Genomic DNA, 8373 nt, shown 5'->3' on the forward strand with positions numbered 1-8373 from the left:
AGAGCGGCGTCTAAAACCTACAGCTGCCCGAGCAGCGTATCGCCGCCGGACACTTCGACTTTGCCGGGCATCGCCTCGAGGTTCAGCTTCTTGACCACGCCGTCCTCGACCAGCATCGAATAGCGCTTGGAGCGGATGCCGAGACCGTTGCCGGAAGCATCGAGCTCCATGCCGATCGCCTTGGCGAAGTCGGCATTGCCGTCGGCCAGGAAAATGGCCTCGTCGCGTTGGTCGGTGTCGCGCTTCCACGCGTTCATGACGAAGGCGTCGTTGACGGAGACGATGGCGATGGTGTCGACGCCCTTGTCCTTCATGGCGTAGGCGTTGAGGAAGATGCTCGGCAGATGCATCTTGTGGCAGGTGCCGGTATAGGCGCCGGGCACCGCGAACAGCGCCACTTTCTTGCCCTTGAATATCTCATCGGTGGTCTTCACCTGCGGACCTTCCGCCGTCATCACGCGGAATTTCGCCTCGGGCAGCTTGTCGCCAGTCTGGATCGCCATCGTTAGTCTCCCTGAAAATCGGTCCCGCTTTTTAGACCGTGCGGCGGGCCTGCACAATATTGCCGACACGGATAGTGATACGGGAAGCGGTGAGGGCGGGACCCTTCACCGTTATGTCATCAGCCGGCGAACCCGCCGCCGTCGAGGAAGGCCTGCTCGTCCGGGGTGGTGTCACGGCCGAGCAGACGGTTGCGGTGAGGAAAGCGGCCAAACCGCCGGATGATATCGGCGTGCTCACGCGCGTATTTCAGGTTTTCGGCATTGTCGGTGTTTTGAAACAGCGCGACGCAGTGCAATTGGTCGGGCAGGTGCTCGGAATGCATGAAAGGCAAATAGAGGAATTCGAGCAGGACCGGGTCGATCCTTTGATCTGCACCCCGCGCAATGGCGCGGCGGGCGACGTCGCGCGCCAGCGCGTCGCTGGCAAAGGCCTGCGACGTGCCCCGAAACATATTGCGTGGAAACTGGTCGAGCACGATGACGAGCGCGAGTGCGCCCTCGTCGGTCTCCTCCCATGACGCGAGCTCGCCGGCGACCGCCTTCTGCCACAGCGCGAGAAAGCGGCGCCTGACCTCCGCGTCGAATGCGTCGTCGCGCTCGTACCAGGCATCGCGGCCGGCCTCGTGCCAGAAGGCGAGGATGCCGGCCGGGCTGATGTTGCCGAAATCAGTCATGAACGAAAGAGGCGCTTAGGCCGCCTCCGCCTTCTTCTCGTCGCGCAGCTGCCGGCGCAGGATCTTGCCGACATTGGTCTTCGGCAGGTCGGTGCGGAATTCGATGTGCTTGGGCACCTTGTAGCCCGTCAGTTGCTCCTGGCAGAACTTGACCAGGGCCTCCGCCGTGAGGTTCGGGTCTTTCTTGACCACGAACGCCTTCACCGCCTCTCCCGACTTGGAATCGGGAATGCCGATGACGGCGCATTCGAGCACTCCCGGGTTGCTCGCGATCACTTCCTCGATCTCGTTTGGATAGACGTTGAAACCGGAGACCAGGATCATGTCCTTCTTGCGGTCGACGATCTTGGTGTAGCCCCTCTCGTCCATGATGCCGATGTCCCCGGTGCGAAAATAACCGTCCGCGGTCATCACCTTGGAGGTCTCCTCCGGCCTGTTCCAGTAGCCCGACATCACCTGCGGGCCCTTGGCGCAGATCTCGCCGGGCTGGCCGAGCGGCATCTCGTTGCCGTCGTCGTCGCGGATCGAGATCCAGGTCGAGGGCACGGGGATGCCGATGGTGCCGTTGAACTCGGGATCGGTCGTGGTGTTGCAGGTCAGCGTCGGAGATGTCTCCGACAGGCCGTAGCCTTCGGCGATGGAGCAGCCCGTGATCGCCTTCCACTGCTCGGCGACCGGGCGCTGCACCGCCATGCCGCCACCGTTCGAGATCTTCAGCTTGGAGAAGTCGAGCTTCTTGAAGTCGGGATGGTGCATCAGGCCGTTGTAGAGCGTGTTCACGGCCGGGAAGTTGTTGACCTGATACTTCGCCAATTCCTTGATGAAGCCCGGGATGTCGCGCGGATTGGGGATCAGGAGATTGCAGCCGCCGGCGCGCACGGCGAGCAGGTAGCAGGCCGTCAGGGCGAAGATGTGATAGAGCGGCAGCGCGCAGACGACCATGAGTTGATCGACATGCGGCGGCGCGGCCATCGCCGGCTGCAGCCAGGCGTCGTTCTGCAGGACGTTAGCGACGATATTGCGGTGGAGCAGGGTGGCGCCCTTGGACACGCCGGTGGTACCGCCGGTATATTGCAGGAAGGCGACGTCGCCCGGCGACAGCTTCGGCTTGTTGAAGGCCAGAGAGCGGCCGGCGGAGATCGCGTCGTTGAAGGACACCGCGCCTGGCAGCGACCAGGCCGGCACCATCTTCTTGACGCGGCGGACGACCAGATTGACGATCACGCCCTTGAAGCCGAGCAGGTCGCCCATGCTGCCGACGATGACGTGCTTGACCTGCGTCTTCGCGATCACCTGCTCGACGGTGTGGGCGAAATTCTCCAGCACGATGATGGCTTCGGCGCCGGAATCCTTGAGCTGGTGCTCGAGCTCGCGCGGCGTGTAGAGCGGATTGACATTGACCACCGCGAAACCGGCGCGCAGCACGGCTGCGGTCGCGACCGGATATTGCAGCACGTTCGGCATCATGATCGCGACGCGGGCGCCGCGTTGCAGGCCTCGCCCTTGCAGGTAGGACGCCATCGCCAGCGACATCTGGTCGAGGTCGCGATAGCTGATCGACTTGTCCATACAGATGAACGCCTTGCGGTCGGCGAACTTGGCGAAGCTCTCCTCCAGGAGGTCGACCAGCGATGAATATTGCGTCGGCTCGATATCGGCGGGGACGCCGGGCGGATATTGCTTAAGCCAGATGCGCTCCATGGAAACTCCCCTCATTGACCAGAGCCCGTTGTGTCTCGGGCTTGCCTCATTGCCGTCAGTATCGAGCCTGCCGGAACGGGTGGCAAGCGGTCGAGGCTTAAGACAAACGTCAGGGAGTGGCTACCGGAATCCTCGCAAACGGCGCTGCCGCAAGTGCGAAGTGCGGCGCGGTCTCGCCTCGCGTCGGCGTTAACTGTTGTTGGCCGGCTTGGCGGGCTTGGTGGCGGCCTTGGGCTTGGCGGGCTTGGCCGCCTGCTCGCCGCTTGCCGCAGGCTTTGCCACCGCATCGGGCTTGGCTGCGGCATGCTTGGTGCCGGCCGGCTTGGCTGCGGACTTGCCGTCCGCCGGCTTCGCATCGGGCTTCGCTGCCGCCGTCTTGGCATCTTTCGGCTTGTCTGCCGCGTCGGGCTTTTTGGCGACGCGCGACTTCTTGCCACGCGGCTTTGGCGTGGCCTGCTGGTCGGCATCCGCCGCGACCGCCGCGATCAGGGCGGTCCCGGTGCGGGTCGGACCGGTATAGACCAGCACGGGTTCGGCCGCCGCCGGGGCCGAGGCCATCAGCTCGGAGGCCTTCATCAGGGGCGGCTGAAGCCCGGCCGTGAAGAAGGTGACCTGGGCTTCGCCCCCCGTGGCGGAGGCCGATCCGGACATGCCGCCATTGGTCGCGATCAGCGCGTCGTCATCATCGCTGGCCGGCCGCTTGCGGTGGCCGCCGCACATGTCGTCACGCAGGTTCGGCGGCGAGGCGTCGACCGGCACCAGCTTGTCGACGGTGCCGAGCGAGGGCCGGAGCCAGGTGAGATTGTCTTGCGAGAAGCCGCGTTCCAGCAGCTGCGCCGCCTTCACCGCGCGCGCGGTCCCGGAGTTGGCGCCCAACACGACGGCGATCAGCCGGCGGCCGTTGCGGGTGGCCGATGCGACGAGATTGTAGCCGGAGGCGCAGATGAAGCCGGTCTTGAAACCGTCGGCGCCGGGATAGCGACCGATCAGCTTGTTGAAATTGCCGGTGACGCGCTTGCCGAAGCGGATTGCCGGAATGTGCACGAAATACTCGTACTCGGGCAGATCGCGCAGGAACGAGCGTGCGAGAATGCCGAGATCCCGCGCGGAGGTGATCTGTCCGTCGGCGGGCAGGCCGTTCGGATTGACGTAGCTCGTCTGCGTCATGCCGAGCTTCTGCGCGGTGTCGTTCATCAGCGCCGAGAAACCGTCGATCGAACCGCCGACGCTTTCGGCGAGCACGACGGCCATGTCGTTCGCCGATTTCACCATCATCATCTTGAGTGCGTTGTCGACGGTAAGCTGCGTTCCCGGGCGAAACCCCATCTTCGAGGGCGACTGCGAGGCTGCCGTCGGCGACACCGTGAGCAGTGTGTTGAGTGTGAGCCTGCCGTCCTTGACCGCCTTCAGCGTCACGTACGCGGTCATGATCTTGGTGACGGAAGCCGGATACCAGGGAATGGTCGCGTTTTCCGCCTGCAGCACCTTGCCGCTATCGGCCTCGATCAGGAGCAGCGCTTCGGCGCTCGCCGCGCGCGGCACCAGTAATGCGGCACACGCGAGTCCCGCAGCAAGCAGGTTGAACAGGGATTGACGAAGCAGCGGGCGAAGAGCGTGCACTATCCGATTCCGGTCCTTGGAGACCCGCCGGTTCCGGTCGGCTCTCGTGATCTGATGTTCGGTTCTGAAATCCAGCGCCGCCGCTTGCGGCGCCGCAAACCTATACCGGCTCGTGCGTCGCGAATAGGGGCATCACCGGGGTATTCCGCAATGAAATAGGCCGAATTTCGACGATTCTATGAGAACTTGCCAAGGCGGCTTGCTAAGGCGATTTGGCTGCCGTCGCGGCAGCCTCAGCCGCTGTCACGCTGGCCCGTGCGTTCTCCTGAACCATGAACTGAGCCCTGGCGAGGTCGGCGAAATGGCCGCCTTTGGTCACGAGTTCATCAAAAGTTCCGCTTTCGATCACACGCCCGTTCTCGAACACCAGGATCCGAGTAGCATTGCGGATGGTGGAGAGACGGTGGGCGATCACGAAGGTGGTGCGGCCCTTCATCACTTCGTCGAGAGCGGTATTTACCTTGGCCTCGGTGACGGCGTCGAGTGCGCTGGTCGCCTCGTCCAGGATCAGGATTGGCGGATCCTTCAGCAATGCACGGGCGATAGACAGCCGCTGGCGCTCACCGCCCGACAGCATGCGGCCGCGCTCGCCGGCGTTGGTCTCGAAGCCGCCACTGCGCTCGATGAATTCGAGCGCCTGCGCGCGCTCCGCCGCCTTGCGCATCTCGGCCTCGGTGGCGTCCGGCTTGCCGACGCGCAAATTCTCGGCGATCGACCGGTTGAACAGCAGCGCCTCCTGAAAGACCACGCCGATGTTCCGCCGCAGCGATGTCAGCGTCACCCCGCGCACGTCCATGCCGTCGATCCTGATGAAGCCGGACTGCGGATCGAACGCGCGATGCAGCAGCGCAATCGCCGTCGACTTGCCGGCGCCGGTCGCGCCGACCAGCGCGATGGTCTGGCCCGGAAGCGCGGTGAAGGAGAGGTCCGCCACCGCCGGCCGCTTGCCGTCATAGGAGAAGGTGACGTCGTTGAATTCGACGAGGCCGGAGAGCCGACCCGCATCGATCGCGTCATGCCGGTCGTGCACCGCAGGCACCGCATCGAGCACGTTGAAGAACTCGCGCAGGCGCGGGGCTTCCATGAAAACGTTGTTGATGAAGCTCACGACCTGCTCCAGCTTCTGGATCAGCAGCGTCGCGAAGCTCACGAACATCACGATCTCGCCGACCGAGGTCAGCCCCTGGTCGTGCAGCGCGATGCCGAAAGTGAAGATCGCGAGCACCGTGATCGTAGTGGAGGCGCGCGTGATGACGGTGACGAGTGCCCACCACGACAGCACAGGCATTTGCGCCGCTAGCAACTGGTCGGCGACGGAGCGCAGGCCCTTCACCTCGGACTCGACGCGGACGAAACTCTGTACCAGCGCGACGTTGCCAAGCGCGTCGGAAGCGCGCGCGGAGAGCTCGCTGTAGTGCTCCTCCACCTCCATCTGCATGCCGAAGGTTCTGCGCACCACGAAGGTGGTCAGCGCGGTGAAGACGATGCAGAGCACGAACAGCAGGATTGCAAGCCGCCAGTTCAAGTAGAGCGACAGCGGCAGCAGCACCACGACCGAGAGGATGGCGGCAAAATGCTCGCGGAAGAAGCCCAGCCACAGCCGCCATAGTGCATCGGTGCCGTTGAGCATGACCTTCATCAGCCGGCCCGAATGGGTGCCGGAGTGGAAGGTCAGCGGCAGTTGCAGGATGTGCTCGAAATAGTCCGTCAGGACCGCCTGCCGCTGGCGGTGGGAGAGCCGGTCGGCCTGCAAAGCCACGAGCGCGCTGCAGGCAATGGTGAACAGCCCGAACGCGACCCAGGCAACCAGGAATGGCCAGGCCGAGTTGGAGCCTGCGACAGTCTTGCCGGAGAGCACATCGACGATCCGGCCGAACAGCACTGGTTCGGCGAATTGCGAGCCCGCAAGCAGGAGATTGACGATCGCGAGCAGCCAGCCCAGCCGTGCCTCCTTGCCGAGCAGCTCGAGAACGCGGGTGTAGAGGCGAAGAATGGGCATGGGCGAGGAGCTCGGGCGGATAGAACGGAGTGAGCCCATACTCTAATCAGGGATCGGCTGCGAGATATAGCGGAAGCTGTCGGTTTTGCTCAGTTGATCAACCGCCCTGCGACTGGCGGCAAGAACCCGCCGTCGAAGATGTCGCCCGCCGCCGGCCGTTTGCGGAATTTGAAATCCTGCCCGATCTGGTCGATCGAGCGATCCATGCGCGCCGGGTCGATGTCGCCGAGGCCGTTGCGACGGACCTCGTCAGTCAGGATGTTGTCGACCAGGACGGTGCGCAGGCGCTCCAGCTCAAGATCGCGGTCGCCGTCCTCGATGCGGCTCGCAGCCTCGCCCGCCGCGCGCGCCGGGTCCTTAACGGTCGCGTTGATGCCGGCGATCAATGCGCGGACGAATCCCTTCACGGTGTCCGGCTTGGCCGCGGCGAAAGCCGGGTTGACCACGACGGCAAAGCCGTAGGCCTCGCAACCATAATCGGCATAGCGAAGCACGACGAGATCGCCGCCTGGCACGCCGCGGTCGCGCAGGTTCACTGCCGAGAGATAGCTGAAGCCGGCGACGGCATCGACCTGTCCCGCGGAGAGGATTGGCTCGCGCACCGCGGCGCTTATCTTGTGGAATTTCACGTGATTCGTGTCGATGCCGTTCTGCTGCGCCAGCGCCGGCCACAGCCGCATCGACAGATCGCTATCGGCAACGCCGACGGTCTTGCCGTCCAGGTCGGGCAGGAGGTGGATACCACGGCTCCTGCGGGCGATGATCGCGTAGGGCGCGCGGTTGAACAGCACGAACACCGCCTTGACCGGTGCCGCATCCTTGTCGCGGAAACGGATCAATTCGTTGATGTCGACCAGCGCGAGCTCGCTGTCGCCCTTGGCGACGCGCGCAAGCGCCTCTGGCGATCCGGCCGCGCTGCTGAAGGAGACGTTGAGACGTTCGGCGCCGAAGCTGCCGTCCTTTGCGGCAAGAAAGAACGGCGCCATGCTCGCATCGATCGGGCGGTCGAAGGTGAAGTGGATCGCAATGGAAGGCACGGCGGTTTCGGCCGCCGAGACATCGCGCACCGTCAGCGCGGCAAGCGAGATTGCAGCGGCGAGCAGGCAGCGAAGGGCAATGGTCCTGAATCCGAACATCAGTCGCGCCGGTCCCGCATTGTTGTGGTTTCGTGACGCTCGCAGCGCCGGCGGGCATAGCAGTCTGTTTGCGCCAATATGAACGGCGGATGAGCGGCGGTTGCGTCACGATCACGCAACCCCGTCCAGCTTGTGTTGGGTAGGGGAACCCAACATGGGATGCGGGTGTTTGAGAGACACGAGCCTGTCATCAGGCACCATTCGAGGTCCCAAGGAGGGTCCAGGACATGTTTGATAGATTTTCGGGATTTGCCGGCCGTAAGGCCGTTCTCGCTACCACCGCGGTGCTGGCGCTGACCGCAATGGCTCCGACCGCTTCATACGCGGGCGGCCGTCATTGGCATGGTGGCGGCGGCGCGGCCTTTGCCGGCGCAGCCATTGCCGGTGCTATCGGCACCGGCCTCGCAATCGCAGCGACCCGTGACGCCTACGCTTATGATGCTCCTGCCTATTACGGCGGCGGCCCGGTCTACTACGACGACGGTCCGGTCTATTACGGCGGCGACTCGTATATCGGTCCGCGCCCGTATCACCGTTGCGGCGGCCCATACCAGTCCGCGCAGGGCGGCCAAGGTAACCTTTCGACTTGCTACTAGTTTTGGCTAGCAAGGTTTGACCAGCCGGGGGGGGGGGGGGGGGGGGGGGGGGGGGGGGGGGGGGGGTTGTGGGGGGGGGGGGGGGGGGGGGGGGGGGGGGGGGGGGGGGGGGGGGGGGGGGGGGGGGGGGGGGGGGGGGGGGGG

General features: G+C 64.7%; 7 protein-coding genes. 1 reads left to right on the forward strand and 6 read right to left on the reverse strand.

Going from position 1 to position 8373, the window contains the following annotated elements:
- Nucleotides 1–17 precede the first annotated feature (17 nt).
- From AC0L3P_RS33210 to AC0L3P_RS33235, 6 genes are all read right to left on the reverse strand, one after another.
- On the reverse strand, nucleotides 18–503 hold the full coding sequence (locus AC0L3P_RS33210) for a peroxiredoxin (protein WP_275170869.1): 486 nt from the start codon (nucleotides 501–503) through the stop codon (nucleotides 18–20).
- A 119-nt stretch (nucleotides 504–622) separates the two neighbouring features.
- Nucleotides 623–1177, reverse strand: a complete 555-nt coding sequence (locus tag AC0L3P_RS33215; RefSeq protein WP_354061047.1) for a DUF924 family protein — start codon at nucleotides 1175–1177, stop codon at nucleotides 623–625.
- Nucleotides 1178–1192: 15 nt separating this feature from the next.
- On the reverse strand, nucleotides 1193–2878 hold the full coding sequence (locus tag AC0L3P_RS33220) for a long-chain-fatty-acid--CoA ligase (protein ID WP_473308519.1): 1686 nt from the start codon (nucleotides 2876–2878) through the stop codon (nucleotides 1193–1195).
- A gap of 189 nt (nucleotides 2879–3067) precedes the next feature.
- Nucleotides 3068–4498: a D-alanyl-D-alanine carboxypeptidase family protein gene (locus AC0L3P_RS33225; RefSeq protein ID WP_473308521.1), complete on the reverse strand. Its 1431-nt coding sequence runs from the start codon at nucleotides 4496–4498 to the stop codon at nucleotides 3068–3070.
- Nucleotides 4499–4700: 202 nt separating this feature from the next.
- Nucleotides 4701–6497: a glucan ABC transporter ATP-binding protein/ permease gene (locus AC0L3P_RS33230; RefSeq protein WP_473308524.1), complete on the reverse strand. Its 1797-nt coding sequence runs from the start codon at nucleotides 6495–6497 to the stop codon at nucleotides 4701–4703.
- 89 nt (nucleotides 6498–6586) lie between these two features.
- Nucleotides 6587–7633, reverse strand: a complete 1047-nt coding sequence (locus tag AC0L3P_RS33235; RefSeq protein WP_473308526.1) for an ABC transporter substrate-binding protein — start codon at nucleotides 7631–7633, stop codon at nucleotides 6587–6589.
- 227 nt (nucleotides 7634–7860) lie between these two features.
- Between AC0L3P_RS33235 and AC0L3P_RS33240 the strand changes: the two genes are divergently transcribed.
- A complete protein-coding gene (locus AC0L3P_RS33240) occupies nucleotides 7861–8229 on the forward strand; it encodes a hypothetical protein (RefSeq protein ID WP_275170875.1) in 369 nt (122 codons plus the stop codon).
- Nucleotides 8230–8373 lie beyond the last annotated feature (144 nt).

This window comes from Bradyrhizobium sp. WSM4874, assembly GCF_055811835.1.

What these genes read in the sequence shown, in the direction of transcription:
- AC0L3P_RS33210 (WP_275170869.1), bottom strand. Translation starts at nt 503, where the DNA reads ATGGCGATCCAGACTGGCGACAAGCTGCCCGAGGCGAAATTCCGCGTG.
- AC0L3P_RS33215 (WP_354061047.1), bottom strand. Translation starts at nt 1,177, where the DNA reads ATGACTGATTTCGGCAACATCAGCCCGGCCGGCATCCTCGCCTTCTGG.
- AC0L3P_RS33220 (WP_473308519.1), bottom strand. Translation starts at nt 2,878, where the DNA reads ATGGAGCGCATCTGGCTTAAGCAATATCCGCCCGGCGTCCCCGCCGAT.
- AC0L3P_RS33230 (WP_473308524.1), bottom strand. Translation starts at nt 6,497, where the DNA reads ATGCCCATTCTTCGCCTCTACACCCGCGTTCTCGAGCTGCTCGGCAAG.
- AC0L3P_RS33235 (WP_473308526.1), bottom strand. Translation starts at nt 7,633, where the DNA reads ATGTTCGGATTCAGGACCATTGCCCTTCGCTGCCTGCTCGCCGCTGCA.
- AC0L3P_RS33240 (WP_275170875.1), top strand. Translation starts at nt 7,861, where the DNA reads ATGTTTGATAGATTTTCGGGATTTGCCGGCCGTAAGGCCGTTCTCGCT.